Source organism: Bacteroides sp. FSHCM14E1, from assembly GCF_019633785.1.
GTDB classification, from domain to species: domain Bacteria; phylum Bacteroidota; class Bacteroidia; order Bacteroidales; family Bacteroidaceae; genus Bacteroides; species Bacteroides hominis.
Genome location: NZ_JADKYL010000005.1, coordinates 206,353 through 229,608, shown reverse-complemented (window position 1 = coordinate 229,608; position 23,256 = coordinate 206,353). Strand labels below are relative to the sequence as shown.

At 42.6% G+C, this 23,256-nt stretch carries 25 protein-coding genes and 1 pseudogene; 4 read left to right on the top strand and 22 right to left on the bottom strand.

The features are described 5' to 3' along the window. The first annotated feature begins 25 nt into the window (after positions 1–25). Together ISX59_RS10320 and ISX59_RS10315 are read left to right on the top strand one after the other, a co-directional pair. On the top strand, positions 26–1,609 hold the full coding sequence (locus tag ISX59_RS10320) for a hemin receptor (protein WP_032577890.1): 1,584 nt from the start codon (positions 26–28) through the stop codon (positions 1,607–1,609). Positions 1,610–2,010: 401 nt separating this feature from the next. Beyond that, positions 2,011–3,129: an MAC/perforin domain-containing protein gene (locus tag ISX59_RS10315; protein ID WP_220575879.1), complete on the top strand. Its 1,119-nt coding sequence runs from the start codon at positions 2,011–2,013 to the stop codon at positions 3,127–3,129. A 77-nt stretch (positions 3,130–3,206) separates the two neighbouring features. Here ISX59_RS10315 and ISX59_RS10310 read toward each other — a convergent pair whose 3' ends face one another. The 14 genes from ISX59_RS10310 to ISX59_RS10245 all read right to left on the bottom strand — a co-directional run bounded on the left by ISX59_RS10310 (position 3,207) and on the right by ISX59_RS10245 (position 13,775). Continuing rightward, positions 3,207–3,674: a nucleoside deaminase gene (locus tag ISX59_RS10310; RefSeq protein WP_220575878.1), complete on the bottom strand. Its 468-nt coding sequence runs from the start codon at positions 3,672–3,674 to the stop codon at positions 3,207–3,209. A gap of 165 nt (positions 3,675–3,839) precedes the next feature. After that, positions 3,840–4,733, bottom strand: coding sequence for a hypothetical protein (locus ISX59_RS10305; protein WP_220575877.1), 894 nt, complete (start codon positions 4,731–4,733; stop codon positions 3,840–3,842). A 13-nt stretch (positions 4,734–4,746) separates the two neighbouring features. After that, a complete protein-coding gene (locus ISX59_RS10300) occupies positions 4,747–5,196 on the bottom strand; it encodes a DUF6108 family protein (RefSeq protein ID WP_005809082.1) in 450 nt (149 codons plus the stop codon). Positions 5,197–5,224: 28 nt separating this feature from the next. Continuing rightward, a complete protein-coding gene (locus tag ISX59_RS10295) occupies positions 5,225–5,650 on the bottom strand; it encodes a hypothetical protein (protein WP_220575876.1) in 426 nt (141 codons plus the stop codon). Further along, a complete protein-coding gene (locus ISX59_RS10290) occupies positions 5,647–6,168 on the bottom strand; it encodes an RNA polymerase sigma factor (protein ID WP_195316578.1) in 522 nt (173 codons plus the stop codon). Before ISX59_RS10290 ends, ISX59_RS10295 begins: the two co-directional genes overlap by 4 nt. Before the next feature lie 211 nt (positions 6,169–6,379). Further along, on the bottom strand, positions 6,380–7,366 hold the full coding sequence (locus tag ISX59_RS10285; protein ID WP_220575875.1) for a Gfo/Idh/MocA family protein: 987 nt from the start codon (positions 7,364–7,366) through the stop codon (positions 6,380–6,382). Between the two features lie 194 nt (positions 7,367–7,560). Continuing rightward, complete coding sequence (locus ISX59_RS10280) at positions 7,561–8,385, bottom strand: transporter substrate-binding domain-containing protein (protein ID WP_220575874.1); 825 nt, start codon at positions 8,383–8,385, stop codon at positions 7,561–7,563. A gap of 8 nt (positions 8,386–8,393) precedes the next feature. After that, positions 8,394–10,436, bottom strand: coding sequence for a putative porin (locus tag ISX59_RS10275; RefSeq protein ID WP_220575873.1), 2,043 nt, complete (start codon positions 10,434–10,436; stop codon positions 8,394–8,396). Between the two features lie 122 nt (positions 10,437–10,558). Further along, entirely contained in the window at positions 10,559–11,101 is a 543-nt protein-coding gene (locus ISX59_RS10270; protein WP_005776426.1) for a 2-oxoacid:acceptor oxidoreductase family protein, read from the bottom strand. Positions 11,102–11,119: 18 nt separating this feature from the next. Continuing rightward, positions 11,120–11,881 (bottom strand): thiamine pyrophosphate-dependent enzyme, encoded by a 762-nt coding sequence (locus ISX59_RS10265; protein ID WP_005776427.1) that lies wholly within the window; start codon positions 11,879–11,881, stop codon positions 11,120–11,122. Positions 11,882–11,975: 94 nt separating this feature from the next. Then, positions 11,976–12,149, bottom strand: a complete 174-nt coding sequence (locus ISX59_RS10260) for a hypothetical protein (protein WP_005776430.1) — start codon at positions 12,147–12,149, stop codon at positions 11,976–11,978. A 10-nt stretch (positions 12,150–12,159) separates the two neighbouring features. Further along, a complete protein-coding gene (locus ISX59_RS10255) occupies positions 12,160–13,242 on the bottom strand; it encodes a 3-methyl-2-oxobutanoate dehydrogenase subunit VorB (RefSeq protein ID WP_220575872.1) in 1,083 nt (360 codons plus the stop codon). 11 nt (positions 13,243–13,253) lie between these two features. After that, positions 13,254–13,481 carry a ferredoxin family protein gene (locus ISX59_RS10250; RefSeq protein ID WP_005776432.1) on the bottom strand — a complete coding sequence of 76 codons (228 nt, stop codon included), beginning with the start codon at positions 13,479–13,481 and terminating at the stop codon, positions 13,254–13,256. 18 nt (positions 13,482–13,499) lie between these two features. Beyond that, positions 13,500–13,775: a tetratricopeptide repeat protein gene (locus ISX59_RS10245; protein WP_032539790.1), complete on the bottom strand. Its 276-nt coding sequence runs from the start codon at positions 13,773–13,775 to the stop codon at positions 13,500–13,502. A gap of 279 nt (positions 13,776–14,054) precedes the next feature. On the opposite strand from ISX59_RS10245, the pseudogene ISX59_RS10240 reads away from it, so the two are divergent. Further along, positions 14,055–14,259, top strand: a pseudogene (locus ISX59_RS10240) (DUF3352 domain-containing protein); the annotation flags it as partial. Positions 14,260–14,474: 215 nt separating this feature from the next. On the opposite strand, the gene rpiB reads toward ISX59_RS10240, so the two are convergent. From rpiB to ISX59_RS10215, 5 genes are all read right to left on the bottom strand, one after another. Next, on the bottom strand, positions 14,475–14,909 hold the full coding sequence (gene rpiB / locus ISX59_RS10235; protein ID WP_005776435.1) for a ribose 5-phosphate isomerase B: 435 nt from the start codon (positions 14,907–14,909) through the stop codon (positions 14,475–14,477). A gap of 81 nt (positions 14,910–14,990) precedes the next feature. Next, on the bottom strand, positions 14,991–17,000 hold the full coding sequence (locus tag ISX59_RS10230) for a transketolase (RefSeq protein ID WP_005776436.1): 2,010 nt from the start codon (positions 16,998–17,000) through the stop codon (positions 14,991–14,993). Positions 17,001–17,154: 154 nt separating this feature from the next. Beyond that, positions 17,155–18,309 (bottom strand): galactokinase, encoded by a 1,155-nt coding sequence (galK, locus tag ISX59_RS10225; protein ID WP_005776437.1) that lies wholly within the window; start codon positions 18,307–18,309, stop codon positions 17,155–17,157. 36 nt (positions 18,310–18,345) lie between these two features. Then, on the bottom strand, positions 18,346–19,671 hold the full coding sequence (locus ISX59_RS10220) for an MFS transporter (protein WP_005809061.1): 1,326 nt from the start codon (positions 19,669–19,671) through the stop codon (positions 18,346–18,348). Between the two features lie 50 nt (positions 19,672–19,721). After that, on the bottom strand, positions 19,722–20,819 hold the full coding sequence (locus ISX59_RS10215; RefSeq protein ID WP_005776439.1) for an aldose epimerase family protein: 1,098 nt from the start codon (positions 20,817–20,819) through the stop codon (positions 19,722–19,724). Positions 20,820–21,082: 263 nt separating this feature from the next. On the opposite strand from ISX59_RS10215, the gene ISX59_RS10210 reads away from it, so the two are divergent. Beyond that, positions 21,083–22,054 carry a type I phosphomannose isomerase catalytic subunit gene (locus ISX59_RS10210; RefSeq protein ID WP_005776441.1) on the top strand — a complete coding sequence of 324 codons (972 nt, stop codon included), beginning with the start codon at positions 21,083–21,085 and terminating at the stop codon, positions 22,052–22,054. A gap of 69 nt (positions 22,055–22,123) precedes the next feature. On the opposite strand, the gene ISX59_RS10205 is transcribed toward ISX59_RS10210, so the two are convergent. From ISX59_RS10205 to ISX59_RS10195, 3 genes are read right to left on the bottom strand one after another with little or no spacing between them, the layout of a single operon-like run. Beyond that, complete coding sequence (locus ISX59_RS10205; protein WP_005809055.1) at positions 22,124–22,387, bottom strand: hypothetical protein; 264 nt, start codon at positions 22,385–22,387, stop codon at positions 22,124–22,126. A 4-nt stretch (positions 22,388–22,391) separates the two neighbouring features. Beyond that, the gene (locus tag ISX59_RS10200) at positions 22,392–22,757 is read right to left on the bottom strand and encodes a phage holin family protein (RefSeq protein WP_005776444.1); all 366 of its coding nucleotides are present in this window, start codon (positions 22,755–22,757) and stop codon (positions 22,392–22,394) included. A 26-nt stretch (positions 22,758–22,783) separates the two neighbouring features. Continuing rightward, the gene (locus tag ISX59_RS10195) at positions 22,784–22,993 is read right to left on the bottom strand and encodes a YtxH domain-containing protein (RefSeq protein WP_005776445.1); all 210 of its coding nucleotides are present in this window, start codon (positions 22,991–22,993) and stop codon (positions 22,784–22,786) included. Positions 22,994–23,256 lie beyond the last annotated feature (263 nt).

The window sequence follows — 23,256 nt, the reverse complement described above, 5'->3', positions numbered from 1 at the left end:
ATTGAGATTTTAAAAGAATTAGGATATGAAAAAGATAATAATAGTTTCTGCATTAGTTCTTTTATGGACTGCAGGAGCAAATGCTCAAACTGCATATGATGCTGCAAAATTGGTTAGCAAAGATTTAAATGGAACAGCTCGTTTTGTTGGTATGGGAGGTGCAATGGGAGCATTAGGAGGAGATATATCTACTATGGGGACAAATCCGGCTGGCATAGGTATTTATCGAAGTAATGATGTTATGACTTCTTTTAGTTTTTCTACTTATGGGACGGAAAGTAAATATGGTGGAAAGACATTTGATAATAATAATAATCGATGGTCTTATGATAACATTGGAATTGTCTTTGCTTCTAAAATAGGTAATCACACTCCATTACGTTATGTAAATTTTGGGTTTAATTATCATCGTGCAAAATCTTTCTATAAAAATATGTTTATGGAGGGCGCTTTGAATTATTCGCAAATCGATTATATGACTGGACAAGCTAATGGGATGTTGGCCAATGGCGTGAGTCTTAAGGAACTGTCAGATAATAAATTGAATCCTTATAGTGATAATGGCGTTGGCTGGTTAGGTGCTTTAGGCTGGGATGGGCTTTTGTTCGATTTTAAGAATGGTGAGTATATTGGTGTCTTGCCACAAACTCCATATTCTACTTTTCGTTCAAGAGAAAAAGGGGGAATTGATCAGTATGATTTTAATATAGCCTTTAATATTAGTGACAGAGTTTATCTGGGACTGACAATTGGAGCTTATGATGTAGACTATACTAAATCATATTACTATTCAGAAGATTATGGTGATAAACAGAACTATAATATAGGAAGTATGAATCGCATTAGTGGTTCCGGTTTTGACTTTAAGATGGGAGCTATTATTCGTCCGTTTGAAGATTCTCCTTTTCGGATCGGTCTTGCAGTACATACACCTACTTTTTACAGATTGACGTATACAACAAGTGCTTATTTGGAATCTAATATCTGGATGCATAATAATGATACAGGGAAAGATGAACTTCTTAATAGTTATTTTGATACTTATAAGGAGTTGAATAATAAAGATATGAATCGGGAATTTCGTTTAAAAACTCCCTGGAAATATAATGTCAGCCTTGGATATACTGTTGGACAAAATTTAGCCATCGGTGCTGAATATGAATATGAAGATTATTCTTCTGTGAAGTTTCGTTATCCAGAAGGTGATAAGATGGAATTTGAGACGAATGCAGCAAAGATGGTTATGAAGGGAGTTAATACATTTCGCATTGGTGCCGAATATAAAGTAATCCCTCAATTTGCTTTTCGTTTAGGATACAATTATAGTTCATCTATATTCAAGAATGGTGCTATAAAGTACTTACCATATAATTCTGTTAATACAGACACTGATTTTGCTAATTCTAAATCACTTAGCAATTATACTTTAGGTATTGGATATCGTGGGACTATGATTTATGCAGATCTAGCCTATAAATTCTCTTCTTATAAAGAAGACTTCTATCCTTTCTATAATGAGTTTAATGATAGAGGCATTGTAACTCCTAATGTAACTAAGATAACTAATACCCGTAGCCAAGTATTATTTACTTTAGGTATGCGTTTCTAAATAAGATTTCCAAGCAATTTAAATTATAACTTTTGTGTGTATAGAAATCCCTGAAGGACGATGCAGTGTTCTTCGGGGATTCTTGTTTATAAAGATTTAAGTGAGCATAATGAACTTATTATTAGAAAATTTGTTTTATGTTAATATATGAACTCACTGATATCCAATTAGAATTTGTCTTCATTCTAACGAAGATATTGTGATTTATGTAATTATGAATGCAAGTGAGTTTATTCCTTAATTTAAATAAGTCTTTCTCTTTTGAGTAGTGTTATTGGAATATTTAAATTTTAATTTGGAAAAATATGGAGAGATGATTTTATAAAAACCGGTTTTACTTGGTATTTCATTTGAATAGTCTTTTACACTTTTTATAATGTATAATTTAATTGTTTTGGAGTATGAAAAAACTTGGACTTTTACTAATGCTATTCACATTTGCCGCTTGTACTAATGATGATTTTTCTGTATTACAGGAAAATGAAGAAATTACCTTACCCACTGCTGTAACTAGGGCCTCTGGAGATAAACTATATGATTTATTAGGTTATGGATATGATGTGACAGGATTATACTTTACTTCTGCTTCTGCTAAAAGTAAAATAATTGATATAGTTGCACTGAGAAAGGATTATGAGGAAAGGGTCGATATTGGCGCTGTGCCTTCCAATTATGCTAGAATGACTTCGGGTACTACGGCACAAGACTATACTCGTAATGTAACTTCTAAAGTAAAACTCGGAGGAGCATTATCTTTATTCTCGGGTTCTTTGAGTAGTTCTTTTAGTAGCACTCAACATTATTCATCGAAATACTCTATAGCTGACTATACCTCTTTTATTAGGAGACGTAGACTTTTTCTTACTGCTTCGACAGAATTACTATCGAAATATTTGACAAAGATGTTTGTTGATGATTTATCTAAACAATCTCCATCTTTTATTATCCAACATTATGGAACACATGTATTAACAGATATTACTTTGGGAGGAAGGATAACAATTCTATATAGAAGCGCTGTTAACACATCAAAGAAAACAGCAACCGTAGAAGCTGGATGTGCATCGGGTATAAAAAATATGTTTAATTTGAGTGTTGATGGGCATTATGATCAAACTTTGGTTAAGGATAATTCGGAGCAGGAAATTGTTTATAGAACAGAGGGAGGAGATCCGAGTAGAGCTTTAATAGGGCAACTTAATTATGATTCTAAAAATCCATCCGTAATTGATATATCATCATGGCAACAGAGTTGTGATGATAATAATATGACTTTAGTTGATGCAGAACCTGGAAGTCTTATTCCAATTTATGATTTGGTATCTGATATGGCTAAGAAAGAGCAGTTGAAACTTGCGGTAGAAAATTATTTGAAGGAGCATAGTTATGTAGACATTGATGATTCTAGTAAAGGAGGAGCTGTACGTAATAATTCCCGGGGGCATAATACCAGTTCGTATGGTAATTCAACTCGAGTTATTGGGGCTAATGGAAATAGAAGTACTTATAGGAGACCATAACCTCTTGAAATTATACTTTTATACAGGGCTTTTCTATTTTTTGAGGTAGAAATAGCCCTGTATAAAGTTCATTTTTATCAGTATTCTATCTTATCTTCTTTTTCCATCCACTCCTCAAAAGCTTTGATTGCTTCTTCGTGGAGTAATATCTCGGATGGCAACTTCCTGTCCTCAGGTTTCAGTTCCAATTCATCGTAGATAAACGAGTCGTCGAACCCGATGTTTTTGGCATCTGTCTTGTTATTGCCATAATACATCTTGTCTAATCGTGCCCAATAGATAGCACCCAGGCACATGGGACATGGTTCGCAAGAGGTGTAAATCTCGTAACCGCTCAGGTTAAAAGTTCCCAGTTTTGAGGCGGCAGCACGGATAGCGCTTACTTCTGCGTGAGCGGTGGGATCGCACGAAGCTGTTACGCGGTTAACACCTGTGGCTACTATTTCTCCATCTTTTGCGATAACGGCTCCGAAAGGGCCTCCTCCGTTTGCTACATTTTCTTTGGAAAGCTCAATCGCTTTCCGCATTAGTTCTTCTTTGGTCATGTGATATAAAAAAATCTATCGTTGATATTGTTATATGTTTTTTGCAAATATAAACAATTAGAACGATAGATTGTTCTTTCAAGTTAAGAAATCGGCCTATTCTTTACGGATTGACAGGTTACTTTCATCTGCCAGGATGCGGCGGCTGACCGCTGGGGGCTATTGTTACCAATACCAGCAGAGGCCGAAAGAATAAGGATAAAGTTCGGGTCCTTTCTTGTGTTCGAAGAGGCTGTAGGTAGAATAGCGCAAATAAACTCCGATATCGCCATAACCTGCCTGTGCCAAAAGGTTGATACCTATCGGATGAACATTCAGGTTATTGCTTAAATTTTCTTTATGTCCGTTTACTTTCGCCTTTGACTTAACCCCGTGGCGGATTTCTGCCTCAAGTCCAGCTGAGAAGAATAAAGGACCGTGTCCGTTACTGTGGCTAAATTTTTTTTGCCATTCCAATGTTACCGGAATACGGAAATAGAAATAGCGTAACCGGCTTTTGCTGTAAACTTCTTCATCTGGAATCCCTGGAACAATGTTTGTGATTCCATCGGTTTGTCTGAAAGCGTAGTTGCCACCCAGACGGAAGGAGCGATATCCCCAGCCTAAGCCTGTCGTTATGCCCCATTGGCGATCACGTGAGAGCGTCAGGGAACCTTGAAACAGGTTAAAACCAATTTCCCAAGACTTATTTGCATTGACGTCCAATCCGTTCGGAGTGTTGAAATTGATACCGTCGGAGAGCCGTGTGTATCCCATATAGATCCCGGCAATATGCGGTTCAAACCGATAATAGTTCTTTCTCTTAACAAAAGGCATGGTGAATGCTGTGCGGCGTTCGGTTGTTTGTCCGTCCGTATAGATTCCTTCGAATATCTGATCGTTCTCTATCGTATCACCGCGCGAAGACTGTTCGTAAAGTTTTACCTTTATTTTCCCCTCTTTTTCTTTAATCAGGATTTTGCGTCCGTTTACGTAAAGAGTCGTGTCTTGCGAAACGCTTTCTTGAGCCATTCCCGCCATCGGGATCAGCATAAACAGTAATAAATAAATGTGTTTCATACTCTTATAATGTTTAGTTTTTCTTCATAAATAACATGGTTACCAAATCATCTGCATCCAACTCGCCTTCGATGTAAATCAAGGTAGCCGAGCCTTTCTTGCCGGTTTTGAAGAGGATGAACCGGTTGACATCTTCTTTTAGTTGGGGTAACTGATAATAGCCGGACTGTATTTGTCCGCCTGCTACTACTTCCTTTACTTTCCTGGCCTTTCTCTTGTCGGCTTCCAGGCAGTTGAGAATATCGGGCAAAGCTTCTTCGACGTCTTTAAAAACAAGGCTTTTATAGAGAGTCATCTGATAGGTTTCCAGCATCTCATTGGATAACTCTACCATAGTCACTCCTTTCTGTTTGCCGTATTTCTGGAATACGGAAGCTATTTGCAGTCCCTGTTGTGCTCTTACCATGCCCGAGGCAACGGTGAGCAGTAGGACAATCCATGTGGTGCGAATGACTTTATTCATACATCGTTTCTTTTATTGTTTTCTTTTTTTATTCGGAGAATAGCGTGGCAAACACTTCCTCTTCGCTGATACTGACATCACGGAATGCGACCATGGCCTGTTCGCGCACCAGTCGGGTGTCGGTATAGCATTTTCCGTCGATGATTACATAATTTCCGGTAGAGGTACTGAAATGTTGATTGAGGCCGGCGATACCCAGCACAATCAACATTCCGGCAGCCATTCCGCTGAATATGTATAGCAGACGGTGGCGCAGAGGAACGGAAGTTTTCGGAACTCCGGAGCCGGCAATCTTGCTTTGCCGGTTCTCTTCGCTGAAGAAAGCAAACATCGGGCCATACATCTGCAGATGTTCCGGTACGATGCCCTGAGTGAAAAAACGGCGGAGCTCACGTTCTTCCTCACAGTTGGTTTCCCCTTCAAAATACTTGTTCAATAATTCTTCTATATTCATGCTTCGTTTCTCCTTTTTCTTTGTTGTATGGTTTGTAGGTAAATGTCTCTCACTTTCTTCCGTGCCCTGCTTAGGTTGCTGCGAATGGCTTCGGCACCGCATCCTGTTATTTCGGCGATTTCCTCGTTTTCATACTCTTCAACATCTTTCATCCTCAGGATGGTTTGTTGCAGAGGTGGTAGCGTGCCGATTATTTCGCGCATCAGACGGAATTCGTCTTTCTCTTCCAGTAAGCGTTCGGGGGTGGCAGACGGACTGGCAGCTTGTATGCTGTCGAGCGATAAATTGTCCGTATGTTTTCCCCGCCAGATGTCCATACAGGTATGGTGCGTCATAGTCATGGCAAGTGCTTCAATGCTGTGGTACTCGTCCAGTTTCAGGCGGAGGTTCCATAATTTCAGCATTACTTCTTGCACGGCATCTTCAGCATCCGAACGGTCATCGGTCAACTTCCGCGCATAATTAAGTAATTTGTCGCGGAGTGGAAGAACGGCTATTTTGAATTGTTTTAGTTCCATTTACATAAGCAAGACGGAAGAGGAAGGAAAACGTGACATGGAAAAGATAAAAAAACGATGAACTAATTATCCACGCTGAACGATCAATGATGAATGGTGCTTTAATAGACCGAAGGCATAAGGAAAAAACAATCTCTATTGTTCATCAGTCATTGTTCACCGTTGATCGTTCAGCGTGGATGATTCATTCATCGTTCAAAACGTTTATCGTTTAGAGCTTTCCAAGTATTTTATCCATGACCCAATTAGTCGTTGTGGCACTTTCGCCGTCACAGGAACAAGTCGATTTTCCAAGAAGATGGTCTACCACGGCTTGAATCAAAGGTTGCTGCACGTGTTCGGGGTTTTCTACAACTATTTCTTCACGTCCTCTTTCGGTGTGAAGGGCAATCGGGTCATAGGTGAATACGGAGAAACAGATCATACCATTATCACCGATAATCTCAATGCGGTCTTCGCGAGCCGAATCATGGGCAACGAAGCACCATGAACCGCTTCCTACCAGACCGTTGTCGAACTGGAAACAAGCACTCAATGTATCTTCTGCTGGATAAAGTCCCCCACGGTTACTCTTATATCCGCTGGCTTCAAGAATACAACCGAACATTTCCTGTAGAAGATCGATCTGGTGGGGGGCAAGGTCATAAAAATATCCTCCTCCGGCAATGTCTGCCTGTACACGCCAAGGCAGGTTCTCTCTGTTGTAATCCAGGTCGCGTGGGGGTTGAGCGAAACGGATCTGCACGTTAATCACATTTCCGATAATTCCTTTGTCTACCAGTTCCTTGACTTTCATAAAGTAAGGCAGATAACGTCGGTAGTAAGCTACAAAGCAAGGCACTCCTGTCTCTTGAGAAATACGGTTGATACGGGCGCATTCTTCGTAAGTTTGCGCCATTGGCTTTTCGATATATACCGGTTTTCCGGCTTTCATGGACATGATGGCATAAGTGGCGTGTGAAGAGGGAGGAGTGGCTATGTATACGGCATTTACATCCGGGTCGTCAATCAGCTCCTGTGCATCGTCATACCACTTCGGAATGTTCCGTTCTTTGGCATAAGCTTTGGCCTTATTGCCGTCACGACTCATGACTGCTATGACTTTGGAACCTTCTACTTTCTGAAAGGCAGGTCCGCTTTTGTATTTGGTTACTTCTCCGCAACCAATGAATCCCCATTTTATAATCTTATCGCTCATATCTTTTTTATTTATCCATCCGCAAATATACTCAATTCTGCTGAAAGCGACGAATGATTTACAGTTATCATAATAGAGACTCTCTGTGCCCGTTTCTTAGTTCACATTCTCTGGTTGCACAACTCCGTATGCTACCAGTTGCGCAACTGGTAATCGTAGTCTTTAAATGAATTGGAAAGAAGGGGAGGGAGTTGTTACTGCTTTCCGTAGTATTTACGATAGATGACCTGATATTCACCTTTCTTTCGGAAGCTGGACAGCCATGTATTCAGGCTGTCGAGCAGAGCAGGGGACTGCTTGCTGACTCCCCACGAGTAAAATTGGGTGAAACTGATGGCGGTATTAATATCGAGTTGAGGCAATGAATCTACGGCCATCCGGGCTATACTCTCGTCGCATACGGCAAAATCGATATCTCCATGCGCAACCATTGCGATCAGTTGTTCGGAACCATATTTTGCTACTTCGTTTACGTAGATTGTATCACCTATTTCATTGCTGAGGTTGTGTATCCGAAGAATGGATGGAGAACCTTTTACGACGTTTAGTGTTTTGCCGGCCAGGTCGAGTTGGCTTCTGATGGCAAGCGAGTCGTTTTCTTCGGCTTTGCGTTGCACCAGGACTTGTTTGCTCAAGATAATGGGTGAGGTGAGGAGCAGGGAGTCTTTCAGTTCACTTGTTGTCGGTATACCATAAGCTACTACGTCATAGGTGCCATTGGCCAATCCTTCCAGCCGTTGGTTGAAGCTCATCACCGGGGAGACCTGTACTTGCAAGCCCTTGTCACGGGCAAATGCCTCTATCAGTTCATAATGAAATCCCGAAACGGTATCTCCATCCACATAAAAACTGATGGAGTTATATTCCGTGGCGGCATGGAGGATGCCGCTTTCTTCGATCTCTGCGTAGTCGCGCGGATGTCCTTGCGGCTTCTCTTTACGAGGCCAGAATGTGACAACGAGGGCTGATATCAGTCCTAATACTACATATCTCAGATATTTAGGCTTCAATAGATTCATGGTAGCGATTAATCGTAGAAGTTCCAGGAAACGCCGATCTTAAACAGGCGCGGATTGATGGGATAGTGGGGCGACAGGAAGTAATTCGAGTTACCCATTCCCTGATTGACGTGATACATCATTGCGAAAAGACGCGTGCGTTTCAGTTGCAGGTTGGCATATACATTGATGATGGGGTAACCGCCAATCTTTACCTGATCGTCTTCCGGTTGCAGATGAAACTGCTGGATGGCCGGGGTATATGCCGGGGCATAATACTTGGTAAAATAGCGTACATCGGCTCCCAACTGCACATGAAGCACTTTTTTCGCCAAGGTTGTTTGAATGTAGAAATTATGGTAAAGTGAAAGCTCCGGTAAGGGCAATACGGTAGTGTTGCTCGACTTTTGCCAGGTCACTTCATTGTCCAGATGGAAAATACCCAATCGGAAATTCTGCGACAGAGTGGCGGAAAGCACCTGAATATTACCGTCATTCTGCTGAGGGAGTGCCTTTTGATTGAAGTACGTATAGTTTTTAATATTTTCTACTCCGGCTTTCAGGTGGGTCTGCCAATGCTCGATGTTCAGCTCGCCTTCCAGGCGTGTGCGGAACTCTTTGTCCATATTGTCATTATCCCAGTAGAAGTATTTAGAATGATAATGACGCATATAAAATGCCGGAAGGGTATTACTGATTGATCCGCGGGCAATAAAGCTGACCGTATCTTTCCATAAGCGGAAGTTCAGGTCGAGATCGGCATTGACACGGAACTGCCCAATCGCTTTATCCAGAATACCTACTTCACCCATGGCACGGTAATGTAGCGTTTTTCCCTGACGTTTGGCCAATTCACCCCCGACAAAAACTTCGTGTTCACTGTATTTATCTACACTCACGGAGTCTCTGTCCATTAGCCGGTAATTGCTTAGCTTATGTGAGATAAAGGTAGTCAATCCGGCTTTGGCATATTTATTAAAACCTTCAAGCAGAGCGATTCCCAATGTATTTTTTACTCCGATATAGCTGGTAGAGTCATTCACCAGCTTATTGCCCGGCTGGATATAAGCTTCCGGGTAGATTTTGTACAATTCGTCCTCCGAAGTGAACTGGTGGCGGGCACGTTCCACTTTCATTGTATGGATGAAGCTGGTAACCGGAACAAATTCCGTCTTTTCCGTACTGGTGGTATCGTCTTTGGCTTTGGCCACTTCACGAGTGAATCCCAGTTTGTAACGTTGGGTGAGGAATATGTAAAAGTCCTTGTTACGATTGGCACTTTTGCTTAACAGGGTGGGAATGTTCTGTGATTCATATTCCTTTTTTCCCTCTGCCATTTCTTCCGGGCGGGTGATGTAACGGTCATCGGTGATACCGCCGTTTTCATTCATCTTTAGATAGTTGTTGCTATAAAGCAATGTCGCTTCGTAACGGTCGCCTATATAACTTCCGAAGAGTGCGGCATTAAAGAAAGAAGTGTTTTGATTGTTGTAATAACCTCGTCCGTACAGATAATCGAAGTTGAAACCAAATGCCAGTTGTTTGTTTACATTTACTGAGAAATAGGACTTAAATCGCTCCTCTCCGTTCACTTTATTACCGGCTTTATAATAGCTAAGATTGGTGAAAGGCACGTTACTGTTAGTAAAGTTGAATTCGTCAGGACGGATAAAAAAACTGGAGAATGGCTCCATAAAAATGGTCGGTTCTGCGTCATGGCGTTCGAAAAAGAGACGTGACAGGCGGGGAGAACCTAAGTTACCCAGATAATTATAATGCCCTCTCAGGCCTTCCACTAAATTGGTGTTTTGAAACATGTGGGTTGCCGTATCAGCGGGTATTTTCTGGATTGTTCCCAGGTTTTCGCTGACATGCCACATATAGAGTTTTGGGGGAAGTCCTTGTATTTCAACGTCTGTACTGTCCTCATGCACCCGCATGGCCGGGTCTATTTGGTTACCGTTGGCATCTCTACCGGTACGGGGATCGACTTGTTGTGTAGGATTGAACTGTGCCTGTGCGGTCAGTAAACCTACGACAAGGAGTATATATGTAAGTAGGATTCGTCTCATAATTAGCCGCAAAGATACTTATTAAAATGAGAATTGAGAATTGAATTTTAAAAATTATCCGGTTTCCCGGGCTGTGGCATAGCTAATAATTTTTAAATTTCGATTCTCAATTCTCGGTCGGCTTAAACCTCTCTGATCAGTTCCATACCTTTTTTGATGGCTTCTTCATTCATCGGAATCAAGTGATGGTGACGTTCGGGTAATGTTTTCTTCAGACCTTTCACTACATTCTCTAATGTAACGATGGGGCGAAGCTTCAGTAATCCTCCCAGTACAATCATGTTGAATGCCTTGGCATTGTTCATCTCGTTGGCCGCGTCCATTGCGTCGATGCGGTATACTTTGATGTCTTTGCGGGTAGGAGGGTTAATGATTCCGTATCCGTCATAAATCAGGATACCTCCCGGCTTCACACGGCTTTCGAACTTTTCAAGTGAAGGCTGATTCAGAATGATGGCCGTGTCATATTTACTCAAAATCGGTGAGGATATTTTGTCGTCGCTTACAATGACTGTAACGTTGGCTGTACCACCACGTTGTTCAGGACCATAAGCCGGCATCCAGGTCACTTCTTTGCCTTCCATCAGTCCGGAGTAAGCTAAAATCTTTCCCATAGACAGTACACCCTGTCCACCGAATCCTGCTATAATTATTTCTTCTTTCATCTTAATAATATTAAATTATTATTTATCTTTCAGGTCGCCCAAAGGATAGAACGGGAACATGTGTTCTTCCATCCATTTGTTGGCTTTCTCCGGAGTCATTTTCCATCCGGAACTACAGGTTGAAACGATTTCTACCAGGTTGGAACCTTTTCCGTTCATTGAGTTCTCGAATGCTTTACGAATCGCTTTTTTAGCTTTTCGGATGGCGGGAACTGTTTGTACCGATTGGCGGGTTACGTAAGCTGTACCTTCCAGTTGAGCAGCGATTTCAGTAATCTTCAGCGGATAGCCATGGAGTTCCGGATCACGTCCGTAAGGGCAGGTAGCCGTCTTCATTCCCATCAGGGTTGTAGGAGCCATTTGTCCTCCGGTCATACCGTAGATGGCGTTGTTGATGAAGACAATCGTAATATTTTCACCACGATTCAGTGCATGGATGGTTTCTGCCGTACCGATGCAGGCAAGGTCGCCGTCTCCCTGGTAAGTAAATACCAGGCGGTCAGGCCAGAGGCGCTTGATGGCTGTAGCAAGTGCGGGTGCACGTCCATGGGCAGCCTCTTGCCAGTCGATGTCAAGGTAATTATATATGAATACAGCGCAACCTACAGGTGAGATACCGACTGCTTTGTCTTCCAATCCCATCTCCTCAATTACTTCGGCAATCAGTTTATGTACTACGCCGTGGCTGCAACCCGGGCAATAGTGCATGCCATTGTCATTCATCAGAGTCGGTTTTTTATAAACCAGATTCTCGGGCTTGATTATTTCTTCTTTCGTCATAACTTCTTTTTTTAATCTTTAAGTCACTGAACTTATGGTTTTAAGTTCGGAGGTTTTAAGTCTCACGGATTTGAAAACACAAAAACTCAGAAACTTATCTGTTGGTGAACCGTATAAAAAACTCCATCAGCTTGACAAAGATTGCCGCGCCGCATACGTAGATAAACACCTTAAAGTCATCCTTCGCTACGAAGTAGGTGATAATAGCCGCCAGGGCCAATATCATAAACAGTATGTTCAATACGTTTCTTATTTTATCGGGATTCATCGTACTGTAGTTATTTGATTAATTGTTCTTTCAATGCAGTTACTATTTCGTCCGGGTCGGGAACAATGCCTCCCAGGCGGCCGAAATGTTCTACTTTCACTTTTCCGTTTACCGCTAAGCGGACGTCTTCTACCATCTGTCCGGCGTTCAGCTCGGTTACCAGCATACCTTTTACCTTATTGGCATACTCGGCAATTGCTTTTGTCGGGAACGGCCATAAAGTGATGGGACGAAGCATACCGACTTTAATGTCTTCTTCACGTGCCAGCTCCATGGCTTTCTGACCGATACGTGCCATTGAGCCAAAAGCTACGATCAGATATTCTGCATCTTCGCAGTCTATTTCTTCGAAACGTACTTCGTTTTCTTCAATAACTCTGTACTTCGCCTGGAAGCGCAGGTTGTTCTTTTCCATCTCTTCCGGACGCAACTCCAGTGAAGTAATGATGTTGGGCTTGCGGTCTTTCGTCTTTCCGGTAGAAGCCCAAGGACATTGCGCTATGACTTCTGCTTCCGTACGACGAGCTTTGGCGGGAGGAAGAACGACTTTTTCCATCATCTGTCCGATGACACCATCTGCAAGGATGATTGCCGGATTGCGATATTTAAACGCAAGCTCGAAAGCGAGTTCGACAAAATCTGCCATTTCCTGAACAGATGCCGGAGCCAGTGCGATAAGTTTATAGTCGCCATGCCCTCCTCCTTTCACTGTCTGGAAATAGTCTGCCTGACTGGGCTGGATGGTACCCAATCCGGGACCACCGCGCATCACATTCACGATCAGACATGGAAGTTCGGCACCTGCCAAATAAGAGATACCTTCCTGTTTCAGGCTGACACCGGGGCTTGATGATGAAGTCATCACCATTTTGCCGCTGCCGGCACCGCCATAAACCATATTGATAGCTGCCACTTCACTTTCTGCCTGAAGAACTACCATACCGGTAGTTTCCCAGGGTCTCAGTTCGGCAAGAGTTTCCAACACCTCCGATTGCGGAGTAATAGGATATCCGAAGTATCCGTCGGCACCACAGCGGATGGCCGCATGGGCGATGGCTTCGTTTCCTTTCATTAATACAACTTCTTCTGCCATATTCTTTTCTTTTATTCTACTTTAACTTTATAAACAGAGATACATCCGTCCGGGCATACAGTTGCGCATGAACTGCATCCGTTACAGGTATCTTCAAGAATCTGCTGGGCATAATTATACCCTTTTACATTCACCTCTTTGGCGAGGGATATTACGTTGAGCGGACAAGCTACCACACACAGGTTGCACCCCTTGCAACGCTCCGTGTCGACTACGATTGCTCCTTTGATTTTTGCCATAATCTGTCTTTATTACGTTTATTGATTATACATATCTTTATTGTAGAAATTTAAAATATCCATCACCATCTTGCGTGCCTGGAGAGCCGGGCTGTCGGGATTGAGTTCGATGGCGGATTGATAATTGTTGAGAGCTTTTTGCCAGTCTCCCAATTTGCGGTAAGCATTTCCCATCAGATAGTAAGCTTCATCTTTTACGACTGGTTCAGTCCGGAGAAATTCGTCAAGTGCCTGAAGCGCCTTTTCTATATCTCCTTGGTTGATAAGCTCTTTGATGGTTTTCAGTTGATCCATATCTTTTGATTTTCCGGATTATTGAGTCACAAAGATAGCTTTTTATCTTTTAACCTGTTCATCTCTATTGTGAAAAATAGGAAAACCGAAAAAAATAGAGATCTGAGTATAGTATACCTCTTTGTCAATCTGATACTCTTTTGATGTGTTTGTAGGTATTTGTAGCTCCTACTGTTTACAATTCTTTGATTATATCAGACTTTTGAAGAATTATGTTTTTTATATCTTAATGTGCTTAATTTAAGGTATTCTTATCACTTGGTAATCAATGAACTTTTTTTTCCGGGAAATGTATTACGGGAGTTTTATCCGGAAGGTGCTTTGAAAAGCGAAGATTAAAGAAGGAAAACGTCATGGTCGTTACCGTGAATATTACGAAAATGGTAAACTGAAATTCCGTGGGAAGTATGCAAATAATCAACCTAAAGGTACGTGGAAATATTATACTGAAGAAGGTGAGTTTGAACGTAAGGAGAAGCACTGATAGAGAAGTATGCCGGATTGCCTGTAAATAGAAGAGGGTGTGTCGAAACTCACCACTGAGGACATAGAGTAACACAGAGATGATTTTAAGTTGTTGATTATTAGCAAAAAAAAAGACTCTGTGCTACTCTGTGTTACTCCGTGCTGAAAAGAGTTTCGACACACCCTCGTATTATTATAAGAATTGGTCTTCTATTGATATGAAACCATATGGTTTTACTTTACCGGGATCTTATCAATACGTTTTTGATGGCGTCCGCCCTCAAATTCAGTCGAGAAGAACTCCGTCATAATCATGTCCGCTTCTTCGGTACTGATATAACGGCCGGGCATGACCAGTACGTTTGCATCGTTGTGCAGGCGTGCCATGTGTGCAATTTCTGCTGACCAGCAAAGTGCCGCACGTATACCTTGATGTTTGTTAAGTGTCATACTGATACCGTTTCCACTGCCACAAATGGCAATTCCCGGATAGCATTCACCGGCTTCTACAGCCAGAGCCAGCGGGTGGGCAAAGTCGGGATAGTCACAGCTGTCTGTCGAGTATGTTCCAAAGTCTTTGTATTCCCAGCCTTTTGCTTCCAGCCAACCTCTTACATATTCTTTTAATTCAAAACCGGCATGGTCGCAACAAATTCCAATTTTCTTCATTTTTCTTTAATGTGCTAATATAGTGAATGTGCTAATGCCCCAGTCCGGAAGAGCTGGCACATTAGCACATTGAATGATTGATCAGAGCATTGATTTTACCTGATTGTATACGTTTTCTGCTGTGAATCCAAGCTTTTCATCCAGTACTTTGTATGGTGCGGAGAAACCGAAGGACTCAAGACCGAATACTTTACCGTTGGATCCTACCAGACCTTCAAGATTCACCGGTAGTCCGGCTGTCAGACCAAATACTTTGGCACCTGCAGGGAGTATCGATTCCTGATATTCTTTACTTTGATTGCGGAACAATCCTTCGGACGGAGCAGAAACGATGCGGACTTTTACACCTTCTTTGCGCAGAAGTTCGGCACCGGCAACCAGTGTGGAAACTTCCGATCCCGAAGCTACCAGGATTACATCTGGATTTTCATCGGCATCTGCAATGATGTAAGCACCTTTGGCAGCCTGTGAATAATCGGTTCCTGCGGGCAGGTTAACGATGTTCTGGCGTGAAAGGATCAGTGCTGTAGGAGTCGACATATTTTCCATGGCGAGCTTCCACGCAATTGTTGTTTCTTCTACATCTGCCGGACGGAGTACCAACATCGAGTTGTGTCCTTTATGGTTTTTCAGCTTTTCAAGCAGACGTACTTGTGCTTCTTGCTCTACCGGTTCGTGAGTAGGTCCGTCTTCTCCGACACGGAATGCATCGTGAGTCCAGATAAACTTCACCGGTTGCTCCATCAGGGCAGCCATGCGAAGAGCCGGTTTCATGTAGTCCGAGAAGACAAAAAATGTACCGCATGCAGCAATAATACCTCCGTGCAGAGACATACCGATGCAGATGCAAGCCATACTCAACTCAGAAACTCCTGCTTGCAGGAAGGCACCGCTGAAGTCGCCTTTTTTGAATGCATGGGTCTTTTTCAGGAAACCGTCTGTTTTGTCTGAATTAGACAAGTCAGCCGAAGACACGATCATATTTTCTACCTGAGTGGCCAATGCACCTAATACGGTTGCAGATCCGGCACGGGTTGCTCCGCCTGCTTTCTGTTCTATGGCATCCCAATTTACTTTCGGGGCTTTTCCTGAGAAGAACTCTGTCAATTTAGCGGCCAGTTCGGGATTCGCCTTTGCCCATTCTGCTTTGGCTGCATATTTTCCGGCAACAATTTTCTTCAGCTCTTCCGCGCGTTTTGCGTACAGTTCGGCCACTTCGGGGAATATAGTGAATGGAGCTTCCGGATTTCCACCCAGATTCTTGATTGTATTTACATATGCGTCACCGCCTAACGGTGCACCGTGTGTTGCACAATCGGCTTCATAACTGGTTCCATCTGCCCGGCGTGCTCCTTTACCCATGGTGGTTTTACCGATGATCAGGGTCGGACGGCTCTTCTCAGCTTTGGCTTCAATCAAAGCTTTACGTATTTCGTCCGGGTCATTGCCGTTGATTGTGATTACTTTCCAGTCCCATGCTTCATATTTCATGGCTACGTTTTCGGTTGTCACATCTTCTGTGTTGGTAGAAAGCTGTACGTCGTTTGAATCGTAGAACATGATAAGGTTGTCCAGTCCGAGTGTACCGGCTATACGGCCTGCACCTTGGGAAATTTCTTCCTGGATACCTCCGTCAGATATGTATGCGTAGATAGTCTGGTTCATTATTTCGCCGAAGCGGGCTTTCAGGAATTTTGCCGCAATGGCTGCACCTACTGCATAAGTGTGTCCTTGTCCCAGCGGGCCGGAAGTGTTTTCAACGCCACGGTCTACATTCACTTCAGGGTGTCCCGGAGTAGGGCTACCCCACTGACGGAATTGCTTTAATTCGTCCAATGTATATTTTCCGGTGAAAGCCAATACGGAATAAAGCATCGGTGACATGTGTCCCGGGTCGAGGAAAAAGCGGTCGCGACCTTCCCAACGTGGGTTTTGCGGATCGTATACCAAAAACTCAGAGAAGAGTACGTTCACAAAATCAGCACCGCCCATGGCGCCTCCCGGGTGTCCCGAATTGGCTTTTTCTACCATCGACGCAGCTAATATGCGGATATTATCAGCCGCACGATTCATAAGTTTACTATCGTTCATATCTATTGATTAATTTAGTTTTTTCAGATTTTTCGCAAAGATAACCTTTTAGTGGGATTTATCTACCATAAAAAGATAGCTTTTTTACATAACAAAAAGAAAGGCACATCTGTTTAGGATGTGCCTTGCCTTCTGAATATTAGTTTTTAAATCTTTATGCCAGTTTTCTTGAACCGTCACTGATAACTACATCATACACTTTCGGGCTTCTGCCGAATTTAGCTTTAAATGATTCTTTGGCTTTTTCGATGAAGTTGTCATATAATTCGTCTTTTACCAAGTTAATGGTGCAACCACCGAAACCGCCACCCATTACACGTGAGCCGGTTACGCCACATTCTTTAGCGCAGTCGTTCAAGAAGTCAAGCTCTTCGCAGCTTACCTCGTAAAGTTTGCTCATGCCATGGTGAGTTTCATACATTTTCTTGCCTACGGTTTCGTAATCTCCTTTTTCCAGAGCATCACATACATCGAGTACGCGTTGGATTTCTTCGATAACATATTCGGCACGCATATAATCTTCTGCGCTGATATCAGCTTTTGCTTCTGCCAGCATATCCATTGTACAGTCACGCAGGAATTCTACATGAGGATGTTTTTTCTGGATAGCAGCTACGGCAGCTTCACAGCTCTGACGGCGTTTGTTGTATGCTGATGAAGCCAGTTCATGTTTTACAACCGAATCAAGCAATACCAGACGATAACCTTCCGGTTTGAACGGGAAGTACTGGTATTCCAGAGAACGGCAGTCCAAGCGGATCAGGCTGCCTTCTTTTCCGAATACAGAAGCAAACTGGTCCATAATACCACAGTTTACACCACAATAGTTGTGTTCTGTAGCCTGTCCTATTTTGGCTAATTCAAACTTGTCTATTTTATTCTCACCGAACAGATCATTCAGTGCGAAAGCATAAGTACTTTCCAAAGCTGCTGAAGAGGACATACCCGCACCCAGAGGCACATCTCCGGAAAAAGCTGTATTGAATCCTTTCACATCAACACCACGTTTGATCATTTCACGGCATACGCCGAATATATATCTTGCCCAACTGGCGCGCGGAGCATCTTCTTCGTTCAATCCGAAAGTAACATAATCTTTCAGATCGATAGAATAAGCATTTACTTTGTCTGTACCATTTGGCTTGATTTCGGCAATCATTCCTTTATCGATAGCTCCCGGGAAAACAAATCCGCCATTGTAGTCGGTATGTTCGCCAATAAGATTGATACGGCCCGGAGAGGCATATACAAATCCTGTAGTTCCATCAAAATGTTTGATGAAGCGACTTCTTACGTGTTCTATATCCATGATCGTTTTGGTATTAAAAGTTATTATTTATGTTTTTTATTCAACAGGAATATCCTTATTTACATTCTTGCAACCTACAAGTGCATAATACAGCATGTATGCTACAGCTGCGAAGATTACCCAGTAGCTTGCAATATAACTGCTGGTTACATCGGCTACAGCGCCCTGGATCAGCGGGAGGATACCACCACCGCAAACCATTACCATGAAGATACCGGAAGCCATTGCTGTGTATTTACCCAATCCTTCTACTGCCAGATTGAAGATACCACCCCACATGATAGAAGTACAGAGTCCGCAAAGTGCGAAGAACATGATTCCTACAGGTACTGTTTCCATACCGAAGCCGATGCTGGCACCTCCTTTAAATACAGGCATAGCTACTGTTGTTGCACTGGGGGCAAACATACCGATCAGCAAGAAGATCAGAGCCAGCGAAGAGACTACTGTCAACTGAGTTTTACTTGAGAACTTAGCTCCCAGAGCACCCCCACACAGACGGCCGATCATCATTAGGAACCAATAGGTACCTACGATTGAACCTGCCATAGCTGTATCCATACCGAATCCTTTGGCACCTGCCGCATCCGGTGAAGTGGTCAGGAACAGGTTGATAAAGTTAGGAATACCTACTTCCACACCTACATATACGAAAATAGCAACTGTTCCGAGAACGAAGTGGCGGAATGAAAGCGGGCTGTGAGTGTCTTTTACTTTATGATCGCTTGCACTTTCTTTGTGAGGCTCGGGAATGTCCATGATGGCCAATACGATGAATACGACAGCGAAGATACCCATAGCGATGAACAATGCAGGGTTAGCATCACTGATACGTGTATCCTGGCTGATGGTACCGATCAGATAACCACCCAATACCGGAACGATCGTAGCAGAAATAGAATTCAGAGAACCACCGAACTGGATCAATTGATTACCCTTTTTACCACCACCTGCAAGTGTATTCAACAGCGGGTTTACTACCGCATTCAACATACACATTGAGAAACCTGAAACAAAAGCACCGGTCAGATAAACCCAGAATACAGTCAGTTCTCCCGGCTGATAGTCCATCTGTCCCGATAGCACTTGAATGCCTACTCCGATAAATCCTACGGCTACGGCAGTAAGGGCAGTCTTTTTGTAACCGATTCTTTTGAGCATCATACCTGCCGGCAGTCCCATAAAGGCGTAAGCTATGAAGTTGGCTGCATTACCCAGCTGCGTCATCCAGTTGGCAGCCTGGAATTGCTCTTTTACAATAAGTCCGAGCGGATTAGTAAGTCCTGTTACAAATGAAATCATTGCGAAAAGCGCAAACATCATTGCAATAGGCAACACATAATTCTTTTTTTGTTGTGTCATGGTTTTTAAAAAGTTGTTAGTTATAAAAATGAGGTTAGTTATTTCCTTATTTATTTTTCAACTCCGAATTTATAGATAGTTACCTGCTGGTATTCATCACCCGGCAGTAACGTAGCTGACGGGAAATGTGCTTTGTTCGGTGTATCGGGGAAGCATTGCGCTTCGAAACAGATTGCGCTTCGTGCTGGGAAGGTTGCTCCGTTTGTCCCTTCGAAACCTCCCAGCCAGTTACCTGTATATAGTTGTACGCCTGCTTCTGTGGTGTATACTTCCATAGTACGTCCGCTGTTAGGCTCTTTGCAGGTAGCTGCCAGGTCCAGAGAACCCGCTTCTATTTTGTTTAGTACATAGCAATGGTCATAACCTGCACCATGTATCAATTGCTGGAATTTATCATTAATTCGTTCACCGACGGTGTGCGGGGTACGGAAGTCCATTGGAGTGCCTTCTACTTTGGCTATTTCTCCTGTTGGAATGGATACCTCATCTATCGGAGTATAGAAATCTGCGTTGATTGTGACGATGTTGTTTTCTACTGTTGGGGTGGGATTGGCAGTACCTGCCAGATTAAAGAATCCGTGGTTGGTCAGGTTTACGACAGTCGCTTTGTCGGTAGTAGCACGGTATTCGATGACAATTGCATTCTCTTCTTCTTCAAGGCGATAAATCATTTCCACTTCCAGATTACCGGGGAAGCCCTCTTCTCCGTCTGCCGAAGTATAGTTAAACCGGATCATGCCTTCCTCTATCTGTTCGGCATCCCAAACTCTGGCATGAAATCCTGTGGGGCCACCATGAAGTGAATTAGGGCCATTGTTGATTGTGAGATTGTGCTCTTCACCATACAAGGTAAATTTACCTTTGGCGATACGGTTGCCATAACGTCCGATAGTGGTGCTTAGGAAAGGTTCTGGTCCGTGCATCAGTGCATCCAGTGTGCCGTAGCTGAGTACGACGTTGGCATATTTTCCGTCTTTGTCCGGAACCATGATAGATAGAATGGCGCATCCGTAGTTTGTTACGGCAACTTCCATTCCTTTCTTGTTTTTGAGGATAAACAAATCGGTTTTCTTATCGTTTATATCCTTTTGAAAATCTTTCCGGCTGAGCCCTGACAGATTTCCTTCAGTTGGGAATGTGTTAATCATGTCTGGTATTATTAAAATTTCTTGCAAATAAAGGGAAATTCTTTCGTTCTCCCAAATTATTCCTTGTAAATCTGTTCGGCGATTTAGGAAAGTTTAGCGTTTCCCGAAAAAGCATCCAAAATTGTAATGTGAAGATAAAATTTTCATGTTACTTTTAATTAAAAGGCAGGATTTTGTGTATTATTTGATATTTTTCGTATGTTTGTCCCTTGATTGTTAAAATCATGAGTTTTTAATCTAAGTTTATAACAAGAAAAACAAAAATGTATCCGTTAAAATTCGAACCCATTCTGAAGCAGACGCTTTGGGGGGGCGACAAAATTATCCCGTTCAAGCATCTGAAAGATGATTTGAAGGGAGTGGGGGAAAGCTGGGAAATTTCCGGCGTAGAAAATAACGAGTCTGTCGTAGCTAATGGTCCGGACAAAGGCCTTACGCTGACCGATATGGTGAAAAAATACCGTGAGGAACTGGTAGGCGAAGCAAACTATGCCCGTTTTGGCAATGAGTTTCCTTTGCTGATAAAGTTTATCGATGCGAAGCAAGATCTGTCTATACAGGTGCATCCAACTGATGAACTGGCTAAGAAGCGCCACAACTCAAAAGGTAAAACTGAGATGTGGTATGTAGTAGGTGCCGATAAAGGGGCTAAACTGCGTTCGGGATTTTCTGAGCAGATTACTCCGAAAGAATATAAAGAGCGCGTGTACAATAATACAATCACAGATGTGCTTCAGGAATACGAAATCCATCCGGGCGATGTTTTCTTTTTGCCTGCGGGACGTATCCATAGCATTGGTGCGGGGGCATTCATCGCTGAAATCCAGCAGACCTCGGATATTACTTATCGTATTTATGATTTCAATCGTAAAGATGCGAATGGAAAAACACGTGAGTTGCATACCAGCCAGGCACTCGATGCAATCAACTATGAAGTGCTTGATGACTATCGTACTAAATATGAACCTCTGAAAGATGAACCGGTTGAGTTGGTGGCTTGTCCTTACTTTACCACGTCGGTTTATGACATGAGTGAGCAGATCAGTTGTGATTATTCAGAGCTGGATTCATTTGTTATCTTCATTTGTATAGAAGGTTCTTGTCTGATGACCGATAATGAAGGCAACGAGGTGACGCTTGGTGCGGGAGAAACGATTTTGCTTCCTGCCACCACTCAGGATGTGACGATTGTTCCACAAGGTGGCAATGTGAAATTACTGGAAACGTACGTGTGAAGACTTCCTTGATATCACATGATAATAATAGACGCCCGGATATACAATGATGTATGTCCGGGTGTTTTTTTAATATCTTTTCCGGAAAAGTCCGCGAACTTTGCGGATCATTTTCATGCCCAGCATGACGCCGTCAAAAATAGCCATACCGGTATTGAAAGAACGCATCAGTGAGCTACCACCTGAAGCTGCAGGTGCAAGGGGGGCGAAAATCCGGCGGGTAGTATCCGCCATGGCTTGTTTCTGGTTGCGGATATCCTGCAATATTTCTTGTTTACGCTGAGCAATGTCTTCCAGCGTAATTTTTTGGGGAGTAGGTGTGCTGTTGTTCATTGCTTCATTTTTTATCGGGATCGTTGAGAAACAGGTTTGCAAGGAAGTTTACCATTGGTGAAATGATAAGTTGCCTGCGAAAAAAATAAATGATGGCGATCAATATGATATTGATGCCTGCTATGATGCCGAAACTTACCATCAATCCACCTACTAATGGTTCAAGAATGTAAGCCAAGGCAAAAAGCAGATAAAACAGGGCTACCATACCTAAGATAGTAAGCACTAAAATCATAATTAACGTGGATAGGAGTATCGTTAATTTTTCCGTCAATTCCAGTTTGGTATACTCTTTTTGGAGCACAAGAAACTTCTTGAACTCAGCAAACAGTTGCTGGATATTTTCAATGCTTTTATCGTCTGTAAACATGATAGCTCTGTTTTGGTCTTGTTCATTTAGTCAATTACTTCACCTTTGATTTCGGCTGCAATTTCGTCAACGAGATTTTCCATTTCGTTACGATTCAACTTGATACCTTTTTTGCGAAGAATCTCTGCGATTTTGTGACGAGTATCTTCTCCTTTTTCAGGAGCAAATAAAATACCCAGGGCTGCGCCTACGGCTGCACCACCTAGAAAAGCTGCTAATACATTAAGTCCTTTCATAATCTTTTGTTTTTAAATGATCATATTACAAAGCTAACATTTTTATTGAAAACTTGTTCTATTTGCCCTAATTTTTTTAGAAAATAATACTCTGTTTAAAATCTGAAGCCCCTAAAGCGGGAGATTCACTTCTTTGTGGGAATATTCGTATTTAATCAATAAAGAGTGTGTGTCGAAACTCACCACAGAGGACACAGAGTAACACGGAGGCAATTTAAAGTTGTTGATTATTAATAAAATACTCTGTGATACTCTGTGGCACT